This is a genomic window from Nocardia sp. 852002-20019_SCH5090214 (assembly GCF_001665865.1).
Lineage (GTDB): Bacteria > Actinomycetota > Actinomycetes > Mycobacteriales > Mycobacteriaceae > Nocardia > Nocardia nova.
Genome location: NZ_LZMK01000262.1, coordinates 1 through 15,670 on the forward strand (window position 1 = coordinate 1; position 15,670 = coordinate 15,670).

Consider the following 15,670-nt stretch of genomic DNA (forward strand, 5'->3'; position numbering starts at 1 on the left):
CGCGGCCGGCTTCACATCGTCGGTCTTGTGGCCACCGGCGGAGGTGATGGCGGCGAAAGCGGCGAGGGCCAGGGTGGCTGATCCGGCGGTACGCGCGACCGCCTTGGCTCTACTGCTTGTCGTGGTCTTCGACATTCGATGTTCTTCCCTACTGTGTGTCGGCCTCGGTGGCCTGCGGCAGGCAGCACTGGACCAGGGCGGGCCCCTGTGGGACTCACCTCGCGCACTGCATGCTTTTTTCGGATGACGATCCGGCTACTGACTCAGACTCGCGTCTGACAACCAACGAGGTCACAGGATGGTTGCGGTAGGTAAACGTAAACTGAACTGAAAATGAACAGACGGCGCGCCTACTCGCGTTTCGCATCGATTGCAACTTGCTATATAGCGCTGACCTGGGAATCCATGCCTCACGGGCACGTGCTGCGCATCACAGAAAAATAACGAGTGTCGTTGCGTTTGAGGGTGTTTTGTCCGCTTTTTTGAGCCTTTGGCAACTGTTCGGTAACGATCGATAACGCTTCGTAACCCCCGCCGTGATGCAGTCGATAGTCAAGGTTTGCGGACCGATCGGTTGCCCTCGGAGGGAGTCCGCGGGCGGCGCGGCACGGTGAACGGCCGGCAGATCCGGCGCCCGCGCCCCGGGGCACGTGGAAACGCGATCACCCGGCTCGCGTGCGCGGCCGGGTGATCGTGGCGAACTGTGCTGTTGGGCGAACTCGGCAGTTGGCTGCCGAACGGGATCAGTGTGTGGGCAGACCCGCCCCGCTGAGGAAGCCGAGCAGATCATGGCGGGTGATGACGCCGATCGGCTTGCCGTCCTCGACGACCATCAGCGCGTCGGTGGATTCCAGCGCCTTGGTCGCCGCCGACACCGGCTCGCCGGAGCCGATCAGCGGGAACGACGGGCTCATATGCTTCGACACCGGATCGGTGAGATGCGCCCGGCCCTCGAACACCGCCGACAGCAGATCGCGCTCGGTGACGCTGCCGGCCACCTCGCCGGCCATCACGGGCGGTTCGGCGCCGACCACCGGCATTTGCGAGACCCCGTATTCGCGCAGAATCTCGATCGCGTCGCGCAGCGTCTCCTGCGGATGGGTGTGCACCAGATCCGGCAGCGCGCCGGACTTGCCGCGCAGGACGTCGCCGACCGTCGGCTCGGTGGTGCTGCCGTCGAGCCGGGTCTGCAGGAAGCCGTAGGAGCTCATCCAGTTGTCGTTGAAGATCTTCGACAGGTAACCGCGGCCACCGTCGGGCAGCAGCACCACCACGACCGCGTCCGGATCGCGCTCGGCCACCCGCAGCGCCGCGACCACCGCCATACCGCAGGAACCGCCCACCAGCAGCCCCTCCTCGCGCGCGAGGCGGCGGGTCATCTCGAAGCTGTCGGCGTCGGAGACGGCGATGATCTCGTCGGGCACCGACGGGTCGTAGGCCGAGGGCCAGAAATCCTCGCCGACGCCCTCGACCAGATACGGCCGGCCGGTGCCGCCGGAATAGACCGACCCCTCCGGATCGGCGCCGATGACCTTGACCTTGCCGCCGGACACCTCTTTCAGATACCGGCCCGCACCGGTGATGGTGCCGCCGGTGCCCACACCGGCCACGAAATGGGTGACCGTGCCCTCGGTGTCGCGCCAGATCTCGGGACCGGTGGTCTCGTAGTGGCTGGCCGGGCCGCCCGGGTTGGAGTACTGGTCGGGCTTCCACGCACCCGGGATCTCACGGGTGAGGCGGTCCGAGACGCTGTAGTAGCTGTCCGGATGCTCCGGCGGCACCGCGGTCGGGCAGACGACCACCTCGGCGCCGTAGGCGCGCAACACGTTGCGCTTGTCCTCGCTGACCTTGTCCGGGCAGACGAAGACGCATTTGTAACCGCGCTGCTGGGCGACCAGGGCCAGCCCCACCCCGGTGTTACCGGAGGTCGGCTCCACGATGGTCCCGCCCGGCTTCAGCAATCCCTGCTCCTCGGCGGCGTCGATCATCTTCACCGCGATGCGGTCCTTGGAGCTGCCGCCCGGGTTGAGATATTCGATCTTCGCGGCCACCACCCCGGAGTTCGGGCCCACCACAGAGTTCAACCGAACGAGCGGGGTATTTCCGATCAGGTCGACGACGTGGTTCGCGATACGCATAGCTACATCGTCGCAGAGCCGGGCGGACGACTTGCGTTTGGTACGGCGAGCGCTGCGTTTGATCCAGCGAGGCGATAACGCTGCGGTTAGTATGCGGGGCGTGAGGATGCCGAAGACAGCTCGCGCCGCCGCCGTCGTGGCCGCGACCGTCGGGGCCGTGACCACCATCGCGTCCGCCTCGGCCAGCGCACAGACCGTCGAATTCCCCCAAACGCCGAGTGTGTTCTACGGCGGATTGTGCGGGGGCAATATCCGGACCTGGGTCGATACCAGTCCCGACTGGCCGGGGCGGGCGGTGTTCAACGTCCAGGCCCTGGCGATCCAGGGTGTGGGCCCGGGACAGTATCCGCTGGCCCCGCTGTGCAACGTCGACACCACGGTCGCGTGGCGCAACACCAACACCGGGGCGGCCGGCGAGTACCGGTTGAACGTCGTCTCCGGTATCTACGGCAGCATCCTGTACGCGGAGTTCCAGAACACCGGACCGGGTCATATCGAGGTCACGGTCACCACCAACAACCTCAACATTCCCGCACACGGCGCATTCGACGTTTTCTGACCCGCACCGGACCCGTCCCTGGTCGGCGCGTCACACGCGCCGCATAATCGGTAGGACCGGACCGGGAGCGCCCCCTGCGGCCACACCGGATTCGCACCGCCGCGGGCGCGAAGCCCGCCGCGGAGGGTCCGGTCGGTGACAGCGTCGGACGCGAGACGGGAGGTTGGCGGGTGGCTTCCAGGACGTGGCGAACCGTCGCGGCGAGCGCGGCCGCCGGGGTGGCGGTCGGCTCGGGGGCGGGCACCGCGGGCTGGGCGACCTACCGCCTGCTGATGTCACAGGCCCGCGCGGCGCGCACCGTGATCGGCCGCGACACCTCCAAGCCTCCGGAGGCCGACGGGGTGTACACCCGCGAGTGCGGGGCCCCGCAACCGTGGCGCGCGGGCGTGCCGTTCGACCTGCATCTGATGATCTTCGGCGATTCGACCGCCGCCGGAGTGGGCTGCGCCGACGCCGAACAGGTACCCGGCGTCCTGGTGGCCCGCGGTCTGGCCGATGCCACCGGATGGCGAATTCGCTTGAGTACCAAGGCGATATCCGGAGCCACCTCGAAGGGGCTGGCCGGACAGGTCGACGCCATGTTCATCGCGGGCCCGCCGCCGGACGCCGCGGTGATCCTGGTCGGCGCCAACGACGTCACCAAGAAACATTCGATCTGGCGTTCGGCGCAGCGGCTGCGGCACGCGGTCGGACGCCTGCACGAGGCGGGCGCCGTCGTGGTGGTGGGTACCTGCCCGGATCTCGGCACCGTGGCCGCGATCCCGCAGCCGTTGAGCACGGTCGTGCACCGCTGGAGCGCGCGGCTGGCCCGAGCCCAGGTCGGTGCGGTCCGTTCGGCCGGTGGCACCCCCGTCGCGATGGGCGATCTGCTCGGCCACGACTTCCGCAGCACCCCGGAGGTGCTCTTCTCCGCCGACGGGTTCCATCCCTCGCCGGCCGGGTACGCGTTGGCGGCCCGGCATCTGCTCCCGGCACTGCTGCGCGAACTCGATGAACGGGATCAGTCCCGACCGGGTGTTCCGAGCCACACGGCGGCGACGTAGATTCGGGGTTGAATTTGTCGTACCCCTGTACCGAAACGGTCGGCTGACCGATTCGGCGACCTCGATATAAGGAGTCCTCATGCCAGAGGCCGTCATCGTTTCGTTCGCCCGCTCCCCCATCGGCCGCGCAGGCAAGGGTTCGCTGGTGACCATGCGTCCCGACGACCTCGCCACCCAGATGGTCCGCGCTGCCCTGGACAAGGTTCCGGCGCTGAACCCCGCCGACATCGACGATCTGATGCTCGGCTGCGGACAGCCCGGCGGCGAGGCCGGATTCAACATGGCCAAGGTGGTCGCCACCCAGCTCGGCTACGACTTCCTGCCCGGCGTGACCCTGAACCGGTACTGCTCGTCGTCGCTGCAGACCACCCGGATGGCGCTGCACGCCATCAAGGCCGGTGAGGGCGACGTGTTCATCTCCGCCGGTGTCGAGACCGTGTCGCGGTTCCCGAAGGGCACCTCCGACGGCTGGCCGGACACCCACAACGAGAAGTTCGCCGAGGCCGAGGCCCGTACCGTCAAGCGCGCCGAGGGCGGCTCCGGCGGCTGGACCGACCCGCGCGAGGGTGGCGATCTGCCCGACGTCTACATCGCGATGGGCCAGACCGCCGAGAACGTCGCCCAGTTCACCGGCATCTCCCGCGAGGACCAGGACCACTGGGGCGTGCGCTCGCAGAACCGCGCCGAGGAGGCCATCAAGGCCGGCTTCTTCGAACGTGAGATCACCCCGGTGACGCTGCCCGACGGCACCGTCGTCTCCACCGACGACGGCCCGCGCCCCGGCACCACCTACGAGAAGATCTCGCAGCTCAAGCCGGTCTTCCGTCCCGACGGCACCGTCACCGCCGGTAACGCCTGCCCGCTCAACGACGGTGCCGCGGCGCTGGTCATCATGAGCGACACCAAGGCCAAGGAGCTGGGCCTGACCCCGCTGGCGCGCATCGTGTCCACCGGTGTGTCCGGTCTGTCGCCGGAGATCATGGGCCTGGGCCCGATCGAGGCCGTGCGCAAGGCGCTGAAGATCGCCGGCAAGACCATCGACGACATCGACCTCTACGAGATCAACGAGGCCTTCGCCGTGCAGGTGCTGGGCTCGGCTCGTGAGCTGAACATGGACCTGGACAAGCTGAACGTCTCCGGCGGTGCCATCGCCCTCGGCCACCCGTTCGGCATGACCGGCGCGCGCATCACCGCCACCCTGATCAACAACCTGCAGACCCACGACAAGCAGTTCGGTCTGGAGACCATGTGTGTCGGCGGTGGCCAGGGCATGGCCATGGTCATCGAGCGCCTGAGCTGATCTCCCCCGCCTCTCCGACAATTCAGCGGACGAGTGGGTGCCGCGAGATTTGCGTTGCGGGGCGGCGGTGAGTGCTGAGGTGGCCTCTGGGCGTGCCCGATGAGTTACCCATGTTCTGACGAAATCAGTCGGCCGGTCCGCACCGAAAGGTGGGGACCGGCCGATTCGCGTTTTGGCCCGGCGGCCCGGATTCGGCGCGCATTACCTGGCGGGTAATCGTTCTCCGGCCTCCGGCGCGGAAATATCAATGGCGTCAACACAACTCGGTTCGAGGAGTTCGAGATGCCTGCCTACGCTGTGGCCCACCTGCACGATGTGGGTGTCAACGCCGAGATCGTGGAGTATCTGCGCCGGATCGACGGGACGCTGGCGCCGTTCGGCGGGAAGTTCATCGTGCACGGCGGCCGGCAGCTGGTCGCCGAAGGGCCCACGGATGCCGTCGCGATCGTCATCGAATTCCCGGATTACGAGGCGGCACAAGCCTGGTACGCCTCGCCGGAATATCTGGAGATCCTGCCGCTGCGACTGAACAACGCGGGCGGAGTCGCGGTTCTGGCCGATCACTGCGGTGACGACCACGTCGCCACCGATGTGCTCCCGGCCGAACTGCTCGCCTGAATGTCGCCGCGGCGCACGGCCCGCGCGCGGAGATCTCCGACACCTCCGAAACGCGACGAGGTGGCTGCCGGTGTGGCAGCCACCTCGTCGGTGTTCGGGCCCGCTGTCGGGCGCGGGATCAGTCGTTCTGCAGATAACTCAGCAGGCGCAGGATCTCCAGGTACAGCCAGACCAGGGTGACGGTCAGGCCCAGGGCGACGCCCCACGCGGCCTTCTCCGGCGCACCGGCGCGGATCAGCTGGTCGGCGGCGTCGAAGTCGAGCAGGAAGCTGAAGGCCGCGATCGCGATGCAGACCAGGCTGAAGATGATCGCCACGGTGCCGCCGTCGCGCAGGCCGAAGCCGCCGGGGGTGAAGAAGGCGGCGATCAGGTTGCCCAGCATGAGGACGATCACACCGATCATGGCGCCGACGAGCATGCGGGTGAAGCGCGGGGTGACCCGGATGGCTCCGGTCTTGTAGACCACGAGCATGCCGAAGAACACACCGAAGGTGCCCAGTACCGCCTGGGCGATCAGACCGCCGCCACCGACGCCACCGAATTCCACATTGGTGAACATGAACGACAGCGCGCCCAGGAAGAAGCCTTCGGCGGCCGCGTAGCTCAGCACGATGGCCTTGTTGTCCTGCTTGCGGCCGAAGGTGGCGACCATGACCAGCACGAAGCCGACCAGACCACCGACGATCACGAACAGCGGGGCCAGCGCGTGGTTGGCCGCGGTCGCACCGTAGGCGATGATCGCGGCGATGGTGACGACGCCGAGGGTGATGCCGGTCTTGGTGACGACATCGTCGATCGTCATCGGCCGGGTGGCCGGCGCCTGCTGATACGGCTGCTGGACACCGTACGGGCTCTGCTGTCCGTACTGCGCGAACTGCCCGGCGCCCGCTGCCGCCGAACCGAATCCCGCGTATCCACCGCCCTGTTGTTGCGGCAAATTTTTGAAGATCGGGTTACTTGTGGTGCGCAAGGTCCCGTGCCTTTCCGAAGTAGCGGTCCACGTCCGTCGTGTCCGTCTGAGTATCCAACGATCCGCTCCGGGAGCAAGTTCCCGAACCGGACATCAAATCGGACATATCAGACTGTACTGCCCGTAATCTACTCCCGCCGGGCGGTGTGCAGGCCACACACGGACCGAGTCACGGTGAATTTGCGATTACGCCCGACCACATCGGTCTTGCCGACCAGGCGGTCCATGACGCCGCGATAGTTGAGATGGCTGTTGTATACGGTCCACAGCTCCCCGCCCGGGCGCAGCACCCGCCCGGTTTCGGAGAACATCTTGATCGCCGAGCCGGTGTGCACCGCGGCGCCGACATGGAAAGGGGGGTTGCACAGCACCAGATCGGCGCTGTGGTCGCCCACCGCCGCCATCGCGTCGTCGCGGACCACGGTCACCCGATCGCCGACGCCGTTCGCGGCGGCGGTGGCCCGGGCCGAGGCGACCGCGGCCGCGGACTGATCGGTTCCGACCACCGTGATGTGCGGGCGCGCCTTGGCCAGGGCCGTGGCGAGTATGCCGGTGCCGCAGCCGAGATCGATCGCCTCGCGCGCGTCGGGTTTCATCCGATCGAGGTGTTCGAGCAGGAAGCGGGTGCCGATATCGAGCCGCGGCCCGGAGAAGGCCGCACCGTGCGCCACCACCTGCAGGGCGAGTTCGTCGAGGTGGTCACGCAGCGGAAACTGCGGCGCTCCCGGCGTTTTCGGCCCGGTCGCCGTGATCGTCCGCGACTTCTGCCGGCCCCGGCTGGCCTGCACACTCGAAAAGTATTCCGCCAGTACGTCGTTCATCGCCGGCGTCAGATGCTTGTCGCGCCCCCCGGCGATCACGGTGACCTCCGGATCAGCGTATCGCGCGATCGTCTCGGCGATCTCGGCGAGCCCGGACAGCATGCGGGGTAATCGCAACAGCACGACGCCGACCCCCTCGAGCAGTTCCGGGCCGAGATCGTGCGAGGTGTAGCGGTCGGCCAGATCCATCGCGCGGGCATTGTTGGCCAGCGCCTGTTCACCGGTCAGCAGATCCTGGTGGACGCGGATGTCGCGCACATCGTGCGCGACCGCCGCGCCGAGAGTCAGTGCGCCGTAACAGTCGTCGATCACCGCGACCCGCCCCGGTCCGGCCGCCGCGAGCACATCCGCGGCCGTGTCGAGGATCAGTCGGTCCGCCGCGTCGACGGCGTAGAGGTTTACCGCTTCCACATCCGGATAGCGCCGCAATCGGCTCAGTATGTCGTCGACCTCCAGCATTCCTACAGTGTGCTAGACCGTTGCCGTGTCGTCACCACGACCCCTGGCGCCCGACGGCATACCATCGGCCCCATGCGTAACAGGCTGGCATTGACGATGGTCGCCGGGCTCGTACTGCTGGCGGGTTGCTCGGACGGCGACTCCACTCCGGCCACTCGAACGCCGATGCCGCCCACGACCGGGGCGGTCACGGCGACCACGGAACCCGATCAGGCGCCGCCCTCGGGAACCTCACCGCAGCAGGCCGACCCGGCCACCGACACCCGGCTCACCGTGACCGATGTGCGCATCGGCCACCACGACGGTTACGACCGGGTGGTGTACCAGTTCGGCGGCACCGGCGGGGCGCCCGGATGGAATGTGCGATACACCGATCGCGCGGTGCAGAACGGCAGCGGCCGGGAACTGCAGATCGCCGGCACCTCCATCCTCGAGGTGCAGATCCTGGGCACCGCCTATCCCTGGGACAGCGGGGTGGCGCCCTACAGCGGCCCGAACCCGGCCACCGATCCGAGCGCGCCGGGCATCGCCGGTGTCTACGGGGCCCAGGATTACGAAGGCACCACACAATCGTTCATCGGCGTGAACGCCGACCGGCCGCCGTTCTCGGTGACCGCCCTGGACCGGCCCGTGCGATTGGTCGTGGACATCGCGACCGGATGATCTTCGCCACCCATACCGCCCGGGGGTAACCGAGGGATGCGTAGAATGGGGCCGTGCTCGCCATGGGTCGCCTCCGTCGCGCGCCCGGATTCGTCCGGGTGCTCGGTGTGCTGACCCTGCTGATCGGCGTCGCCGTCATGCACGCGGTGGTCTTCTCCACCGGGCACGCGATGGCCGCCGCCGTCGAGCCGGCGGTAGCTTCGCCCGCTGTCGCGAATTCGCTTGCCGCCCCGGGTATTTCGCCGATGCCGCACGGCAGCCACTTCCCGGCCGTCACAGCACCCGGAGGAGTCGCGGCGGCCGCCCGAAACGAGCAAGCCCCGGCCGCGGACCGATCGCAGGCCGCGCCGATGCGCACCGCCGCGATAGCCGACGGTTCCGACTGTGACGGCTGCACCACCCACGCCGGTATGCACGCCTGCGTTTTCGTGCTGGTGACCCTTGCGCTGGCCCTCGGCCTGGCGGTGATCGCCTGGCTCGGCGCCGCTCGGATACTCGGCGCCGGGCGCCTCGCGCGTTTCAGGCTGCGCCGCCGGACGCGACCACCGCCGTGGACCGTGCTCTCCCTGGCCGAATTGGCGATTCTGCGGATCTGACCGGCCCGCCGGATCGGCGTGCGAACGCGCGCGGATACCGGCACGACAGGTCCTCGCCCATCTCAATTCCCCAGGAGCACAATCATGTTCACTTCTCGTCTCCGCATGCTGCCGGCCGCCGCCCTCGCCGCGGCCGCCCTGATCGTCGCCGGTTGCAGCAGCGACAACTCCGGCGATTCGAACCCGTCGCCCTCGGCCACGTCGTCGCATTCGCCGATGGCCGACATGCCCGGGATGAATCACAACAGCGCACCGTCCACCGCGACCCGCACCGACTACAACGACGCCGACGTCAGCTTCCTGACGATGATGTATCCGCATCACGCGCAGGCGGTGGAGATGGCGAAGCTGGTGCCCGGCCGGTCGCAGAATCAGGAATTGATCACCCTGGCCGCGAATGTGGAAAAGGCGCAGGCCCCGGAGATGGAGCAGTTCGCCGCGCTGCTGCACAGTTTCGGCAAGCCCGCTCCACAGGCGACCATGAACCATCCGATGAACGGCGTGATGACGTCCGAGCAGATGACCCAGCTGCGCGACGCCTCCGGCGCCGATTTCGACCGGATGTGGCTGCAGATGATGATCGCGCACCATCAGGGCGCGGTGGATATGGCGAATACCGAGCTCGCCGACGGCACGAATGCCGACGCGAAGGCGCTGGCGCACAACATCCTCACCGCGCAGCAGGCCGAGATTCAGCAGATGCGCGGGATGCTCGGGCAGAACTGATCGCCCGCGGTCGCGCCGTTCGGCTCGCCGGCCGTTCGGCTCGCGGGTTCGACGGTGGCTCGCGGACGAGCTCGGAAACCACACGCATGCGGGTGTGCCGGCTATCCGGCACGCCCGCGTGGGTGGGGGCGGTCAGCTGCCGATGACGGCGTTCATGATGGTGCCCGCACTGGTCGCGACGCCACCGCCGATCATCGCGCCGGCCACCATCTTCGGCGACTCCAGCCCGCCGCCGTTCCACTTCTCCCAGGCGAAGCGGCCGCCACCGTAGGTGATGGCGGTGACGCCGGACAGCAGGACGAACCAGGTGAAGTAGCGGACCAGCTTCAGCAGTTTGTCCGCGGCCGGCGGAGTTTCCGGCGTGGGGTTGCCGACCTGAGCCAGCACGGTGGTGTACATATCGTGTACGGCGAGAACCATGCTCACGTTCGTTGTCCTCTCGGATGCTGAGGTGATGCCGGTACTGAGGTGATGCCGGTTGGAGCGCAGAGCATGCAGTGACAACTCGTCAAACAGATCCAATTGAACCGCACCGGCCGCCTCGCCCGCAGCCGGACACACCGCATTCGCGAAAGCGGCCGCCACCTGCGGTTCCAGGTCAACTGACCGGTCCGCCGACGATCATGGTCGCGACCGGCCGCTCCGCGCGACCGAGGCGGGCCGGGAGCGAGCCGCACCGACCTCGACACCCTCGGCCGCGTCGACCGGAGCCGCACCCCGGATCGGACGCCCGGTCAGCAGCCGCACGCTCAACGCGGCCAGTCGCCGGTGCCCCGCCAGCGCGCGCCGGGTCCCCGCGACCGACCACACCGTGCGCGTCCCGGGAGTCGTCGGACGTCCGGCGAACCGGTCGGCGAGCCAGTCGGCCATCACCGGGATGGCCAGGAATTCCAGCGGCAGATGCGCGCTGAGCCGGTCGCGCAGATAGCCGATATCCGCCCCGGCCGCTTCGTAGCGCCGCACGAGGGCATCGACGTCGTCGACGGCGATCACCTCGTCGTGGACACCCTGCACGATCAGCATGGGCATGCGCGGCGCCCGGCGGCCGGGGAGGATATCCGCGAGAACCGTGCGCAGTGCCGCGGTATCCAGCAGACCGGGCAGTCCGCCCGCGGCGTAGCGCCCGACGTCGCGGCGGGCGAGCCGGGCCAGCAGCGGAAAGGTCGCCGACACTTCGGCTTCGGCCAGCATCGCCAGATAACGAGGCTGCAGCGCCGCCCGCAGCGCGGTATCCAGATCCGGATAGCCGCGACGCAGCCCCGCCGTGAAGACCATGGCGAATCCGGCGAATACCGTGCCGTTCAGGCGCTCGAACGCCGCCCCGGGATCCCCGACCGGTGAGCCGGCCACGGCGCCGACGATATTCAGTTCGGGCGCATGGGTTTCCGCGAGCTCGGCCGCCCAGGCGGTGGCGAGGCCGCCGCCGGAATATCCCCACAGGGCGATCGGTGTGCCCGAATTCAAGCCCAGTGGAACGAAATTCAGCGCCGCCCGGATACCGTCCAGCGCGCGGTGTCCCGGCTCCCGCGCCACTCCGAAGCGGCCCTCACTACCGCCGTGGTCGGGCACCGAGACCACCCACCCCCGATCCAGCGCCGCCGCGATCAAGGGAAGTTCGAGCTGCGGAATCGCTCCGATCGCCCGGGCGCCGCGCCACAGCGCGTAGGACGGAAAGCACTGCGGTGCAACGGCATCGATCGCACAGTGGAAGGAGACCAGCGGCCGCCCGGGCGCACAGTCCCGGGGCAGCAGCACCGTGGTCACCGCAGCCTCGGCCGTCCCGTTCAGATCGCTCGTGCGATAGAGCAGCTGCCAGACCGACATTCGCAGTGGCACGACACCGAAGGCCGCCAGCTCCACGACCCGGCTGCGCAGGATGGCGCCCGCCGGCTGCGCCTCGAAACCTTCCGGAGCCCGATGGAAGGGGTCGGCGTCCGGGCGCGGCGGCTGCGGCCGCCGGCCGCTCACAATCCACCCCCGCCGCCGACCAGCCACGGGTTGAAGCTGCAGCTCAGTGTCGGATACCGCTGCGGATCGAGAGCGTGCAGCGCGATCGAGAGCGCCCGCGGGGAATACATCATCGTCAGGTGATCGGACAGATCCTGTTCGCAGCCGTCCTGCAGGGTGATGTCGTCGACGGTGGCATCCGGACCGGCACGCAGAAGTGCCAGTTCCACCGGATTCATGACCTCGTCGTAGCGGGAGGCCACCACGGTGTACGCCACGCCGGGCACGGTGTCGCCGGCGAGGTTGAGCTGGTTCAGAAACGGCGAGCCGACGGCCTGCTGAATATTCGCGGGGCCGACCAGCGGACGGTAGAAGCCGAGGATATCGATACCCAGATTCGTGATGATCCGCCCCAGTGTGGCCATGCCCAGCAATGTCGTTCCGTGATGGGTGCCGCCGAAACTGACCAGCTGTCCGACCTTTTCGGCGCCGCCGTCGAATTTCAGATATTGATCGGCTACCGGCGCCCCCTGGGAATGCGCGACGATGTCGACGCGATCGGAATGTGTGGTAGCCCGAACCCGGTCGACGAAGGCGGCCAGTTGCCACGCCGAATCCTCGATCGGCCCGACCGCATAACGTCCGGGAAGTACCGCACCGAGACCACCGCCGTCGAGAAGACCGGACCGTCCGTAATTGAAAGCGAAAATACAAAAGCCGGCCCGCGCGAGTTTCGGCGCCATATAAGCGAAACTGTCGTAGGCGTTGAGCCAGGTGCCGTGCACCAGCACGATCGGCTTCGGATGGTCGGCGCTCGGTACACAATCCCAGCGATTCGCGCCCGGCGGGGCGGCATCCGGATGCGTGAGCCCGTATCCGAATGCGGCCAGGTAGGAGGTCATTTCGGGACCTTCCCCCACCGCTTCGCTCGCGTGGCTGCCGACCCGGCCGCCGGAACCGGAACTGCTGCCGGTGTCCAGGATCGGCTGCGGCACATCGCCGTCCGCGGCGGGATGCAGACCCGCGGCGATCAGATCGGCCAGCTGCGTTTCCGGGGTGTCCGGCGGCGCCGCGGTCGCGGTTCCGGAACCGATGACGGCCGCGCAGATCAGCGCGGCGAGCGCCGGGATTCGATGTCGAAGCTTCATTGCTGCCTTCCCTGCCGGCACACCGGAAATCGTTTTCGGCGGCCCACATTCAGCCTCATCGGCAGCGGCGGGAAAGTCACTGCACTCGGATACACAGATCCGCTGGCGGGATTTGTGGCCGGAAACGAATTCCGGTCGCGGCGCCGCGACCTCTTGCCGCAATCCATGTGGCCCGCGACAATCGGCGCATGCCGGTTGCCGTGAATTCCGCGCCCTCGAGTCTCGCCGTGCGCATCCTCGAGCGCCTGCCGCAGTTCGCCGAACGCGTCCTGGCCTCCGGACTGGGTACGTCCGCATCGGCCGCAGATCTGCCCGCGGACCATTTCGTCGAGGTGCTCCCGGCCATCTACGGATGCGCGCACGCCTTCCTGCACGCCATGGCGCAGCAGCGGGAATTCACCCGTGACGAGGTCGCCGCCTTCGTGCAACCGGTGATCGAGCGGCATGCGGAGGATCGGCTGCCGCTGCCGCTGCTGATGGAGGCGGTCCACCGCTCCGCCCAGCAGGTACTGCAGGAGGCGGTGGCGCTGAGTGAGCCCGCGGATGTCGACCAGCTGATCGAGTTCGGTTCGCGCACACTCGAATTGCTCATGCACATCAACCTGATCACGGTCGAGGGCTATGCGGCGGTCGAACACTCGATCTACCATCCGGAACGGGAGGCCAAGCGCGCCCTGTGCGCGGCGCTGGTGGGCGGACAGCCCGCCGAGGAGCAGGCGGCGCGCGCCGATACCGCGCTGGCCGAACGGTATTCGGTGCTGGCCGTCCAGGTGCGCACCGATCCGCAACCCGCCGCGGCCGCGAATCTCGTTGTCCGCCGCCGCATCCGCATCCTGCAGCGCGTTCTGGATCGGGTGGCGGGGCCGACCGCGCTGCACACCTTCGACGGGGACACCGCGGTCGTGCTGCTCCCCGGCGTTCGCGAGTGGCCGGAGAGCGCCGGCGCGGAGTTGGCAACCGAACTCGCCGAACAGTTCGGCGCCGATGTCCTCGTCGCCGAAACCCCGTGCACCAGGCGTGAATCCGTGCCGGAGGCGGCGCATCAGGCCGCGGAGGTGGCCCAGCTGGCACGCATGTCCGGGCGGCCGACCGGGATGTACCGACTCGACGATCTGCTGCTGGAGTATCAGCTCACGCGGCCCGGGGTGGCTCGTGACCGGCTGGCCGAACGGATCGAACCGCTGCGCCGGGCACCGCATCTCATGGAGACGCTCGACGCGCATCTGCGCCACGGCTCCGATCGCAAGGCCGCCGCCGCCGAAATCCACATCCACCCCAACACTTTCAGCTATCGGCTGCGCCGCATAGAGAAACTCACCGGCGTCGACCCGAGCGATCCGAACGGATCGCGATTGCTGTCCGCGGCGCTGGTCGCCCATCGATTGCGTCCGGCGCCCGCCCGGCCGGTCACCTCCTGAGCAGTGAGAAGGTAGTACGACGATGAACGCCCGCCCCCGCCACGACGTCCGGGTGCTCTCCCGCCAACTGGTCGGGCATTTCGCCGAACATGTGGCCCCGTGCTCCACACTGCCCGGCGACGCCCTGCACGGCGACATCACCGCGGTGACCAGGGTCTGCCTGGAACTGACCGTCGACATCCTCGAGGGCCGGCAGCCGGACGAGAAGGTCGGGCGCCTGCAGCGCGCGGCCGCGAACTGGGCACGCGAGGGCATTCCGATCGATACCGTCCACCACGCGGTGCACGAGGGATTCCGGCTGGCCTTCGATCTGCTGCTCACCCAGACCGATCCGAAGCAGCGGCCCGAGAATCCGGCGCAGCTGCTGCTGCGGATTCTCGACACCATCACCCCCGCGGTCGCACTGGCCTATGTGCGCGAACATCAGGCCGCGGTCACCGAACACCACACCGCGGTGCACACGCTGGTCTCGGCGCTGCTGGCCGGGCACCCCACCTCGACGATGGCCCGGGCGAGCGGGATCGAGATCGAACCCGCGTATGTCGTGGTGGCGATGAGCATTCCGCCGCACCCCGACGAATCCCATCCCAACGTGGACGGGAAAGTGGTGGCGCGCCGCAAACTGCGCCGGTTGCAGACCGCACTGGCCAATCGCAGCGGCGGGCGGGTGCTGTCGTTGCTCAGCGTGGACGGCGGCACGATCCTGGTCCCGGAGGCGATGTTCGGCGAGGACGAACTCGACGAGCTGATCGCCGAACTGTCCGAGGCGGCGCAGGTCGGGCTCACCGCCACCGCGCTCGCGACGCCCACCGAGGAGATCTCCGCGGCCGCCGACCGCGTGCACGAACTGCTCGACACCGTGCTGCGGCTGGCCAGCCCGCCCGGGCTGTACCGCTTCGCGGATCTGGCGATGGAATATCAATTGACCCGTCCCGGACCGGGTTTGGAACGGCTGGGGACACTGCTGGATCCGCTCGACGACCACCCGGATCTGCTCGAGACCCTGCGGCGGCACATGGCCACGGGCCTGTCCCGCCGCCGCACCGCCAGGCAGTTGCAGGTGCACACCAATACCGTCGACTATCGGCTCAAACGGATCGGTCAGCTCACCGGACTGGATCCCTCGCAGCCGAGCGGCCTCTGGTATCTGCGCGCCGCACTGGTCGCGCGCACGTATCGGGACGCCGAGGGACCGCCCGTGGCGGACCTCGCGGATCATTCGCCGGACGGTATGGGCAAAACGTTTGCTAGGAGGTAGCCTGTC

General features: G+C 68.3%; 15 protein-coding genes. 9 read left to right on the forward strand and 6 right to left on the reverse strand.

What is annotated here, in order from left to right:
- Positions 1-743: 743 nt before the first annotated feature.
- Complete coding sequence (locus tag A5780_RS19975; protein ID WP_030518171.1) at positions 744-2,138, reverse strand: cystathionine beta-synthase; 1,395 nt, start codon at positions 2,136-2,138, stop codon at positions 744-746.
- 106 nt (positions 2,139-2,244) lie between these two features.
- Between A5780_RS19975 and A5780_RS19980 the strand changes: the two genes are divergently transcribed.
- From A5780_RS19980 to A5780_RS19995, 4 genes are all read left to right on the forward strand, one after another.
- A complete protein-coding gene (locus tag A5780_RS19980) occupies positions 2,245-2,697 on the forward strand; it encodes a hypothetical protein (protein WP_227462953.1) in 453 nt (150 codons plus the stop codon).
- A 170-nt stretch (positions 2,698-2,867) separates the two neighbouring features.
- Positions 2,868-3,740, forward strand: a complete 873-nt coding sequence (locus tag A5780_RS19985; protein ID WP_063009425.1) for an SGNH/GDSL hydrolase family protein — start codon at positions 2,868-2,870, stop codon at positions 3,738-3,740.
- Positions 3,741-3,819: 79 nt separating this feature from the next.
- On the forward strand, positions 3,820-5,040 hold the full coding sequence (locus A5780_RS19990; protein WP_063009423.1) for an acetyl-CoA C-acetyltransferase: 1,221 nt from the start codon (positions 3,820-3,822) through the stop codon (positions 5,038-5,040).
- A gap of 282 nt (positions 5,041-5,322) precedes the next feature.
- Positions 5,323-5,658, forward strand: coding sequence for a DUF1330 domain-containing protein (locus tag A5780_RS19995; RefSeq protein ID WP_064909237.1), 336 nt, complete (start codon positions 5,323-5,325; stop codon positions 5,656-5,658).
- Between the two features lie 118 nt (positions 5,659-5,776).
- On the opposite strand, the gene A5780_RS20000 is transcribed toward A5780_RS19995, so the two are convergent.
- Both A5780_RS20000 and A5780_RS20005 read right to left on the reverse strand, forming a co-directional pair.
- Complete coding sequence (locus tag A5780_RS20000; RefSeq protein WP_030518176.1) at positions 5,777-6,628, reverse strand: Bax inhibitor-1/YccA family protein; 852 nt, start codon at positions 6,626-6,628, stop codon at positions 5,777-5,779.
- A gap of 128 nt (positions 6,629-6,756) precedes the next feature.
- Complete coding sequence (locus tag A5780_RS20005; protein WP_064909238.1) at positions 6,757-7,908, reverse strand: class I SAM-dependent methyltransferase; 1,152 nt, start codon at positions 7,906-7,908, stop codon at positions 6,757-6,759.
- 72 nt (positions 7,909-7,980) lie between these two features.
- On the opposite strand from A5780_RS20005, the gene A5780_RS20010 reads away from it, so the two are divergent.
- From A5780_RS20010 to A5780_RS20020, 3 genes are all read left to right on the forward strand, one after another.
- A complete protein-coding gene (locus tag A5780_RS20010; RefSeq protein WP_064909239.1) occupies positions 7,981-8,571 on the forward strand; it encodes a hypothetical protein in 591 nt (196 codons plus the stop codon).
- 62 nt (positions 8,572-8,633) lie between these two features.
- Positions 8,634-9,167, forward strand: coding sequence for a hypothetical protein (locus A5780_RS20015; protein ID WP_064909240.1), 534 nt, complete (start codon positions 8,634-8,636; stop codon positions 9,165-9,167).
- Between the two features lie 84 nt (positions 9,168-9,251).
- On the forward strand, positions 9,252-9,893 hold the full coding sequence (locus tag A5780_RS20020; protein WP_064909241.1) for a DUF305 domain-containing protein: 642 nt from the start codon (positions 9,252-9,254) through the stop codon (positions 9,891-9,893).
- A gap of 132 nt (positions 9,894-10,025) precedes the next feature.
- Here A5780_RS20020 and A5780_RS20025 read toward each other — a convergent pair whose 3' ends face one another.
- The 3 genes from A5780_RS20025 to A5780_RS40100 all read right to left on the reverse strand — a co-directional run bounded on the left by A5780_RS20025 (position 10,026) and on the right by A5780_RS40100 (position 12,988).
- Positions 10,026-10,313 carry a hypothetical protein gene (locus A5780_RS20025; RefSeq protein ID WP_030518181.1) on the reverse strand — a complete coding sequence of 96 codons (288 nt, stop codon included), beginning with the start codon at positions 10,311-10,313 and terminating at the stop codon, positions 10,026-10,028.
- Positions 10,314-10,514: 201 nt separating this feature from the next.
- Positions 10,515-11,861: a lipase family protein gene (locus A5780_RS40095; protein ID WP_064909242.1), complete on the reverse strand. Its 1,347-nt coding sequence runs from the start codon at positions 11,859-11,861 to the stop codon at positions 10,515-10,517.
- Positions 11,858-12,988 (reverse strand): triacylglycerol lipase, encoded by a 1,131-nt coding sequence (locus A5780_RS40100; RefSeq protein WP_064902071.1) that lies wholly within the window; start codon positions 12,986-12,988, stop codon positions 11,858-11,860. Before A5780_RS40100 ends, A5780_RS40095 begins: the two co-directional genes overlap by 4 nt.
- 188 nt (positions 12,989-13,176) lie before the next feature.
- Between A5780_RS40100 and A5780_RS20040 the strand changes: the two genes are divergently transcribed.
- Both A5780_RS20040 and A5780_RS20045 read left to right on the forward strand, forming a co-directional pair.
- A complete protein-coding gene (locus A5780_RS20040; protein ID WP_063009476.1) occupies positions 13,177-14,406 on the forward strand; it encodes a CdaR family transcriptional regulator in 1,230 nt (409 codons plus the stop codon).
- 22 nt (positions 14,407-14,428) lie between these two features.
- Positions 14,429-15,664 (forward strand): CdaR family transcriptional regulator, encoded by a 1,236-nt coding sequence (locus A5780_RS20045; protein ID WP_063009409.1) that lies wholly within the window; start codon positions 14,429-14,431, stop codon positions 15,662-15,664.
- Positions 15,665-15,670 lie beyond the last annotated feature (6 nt).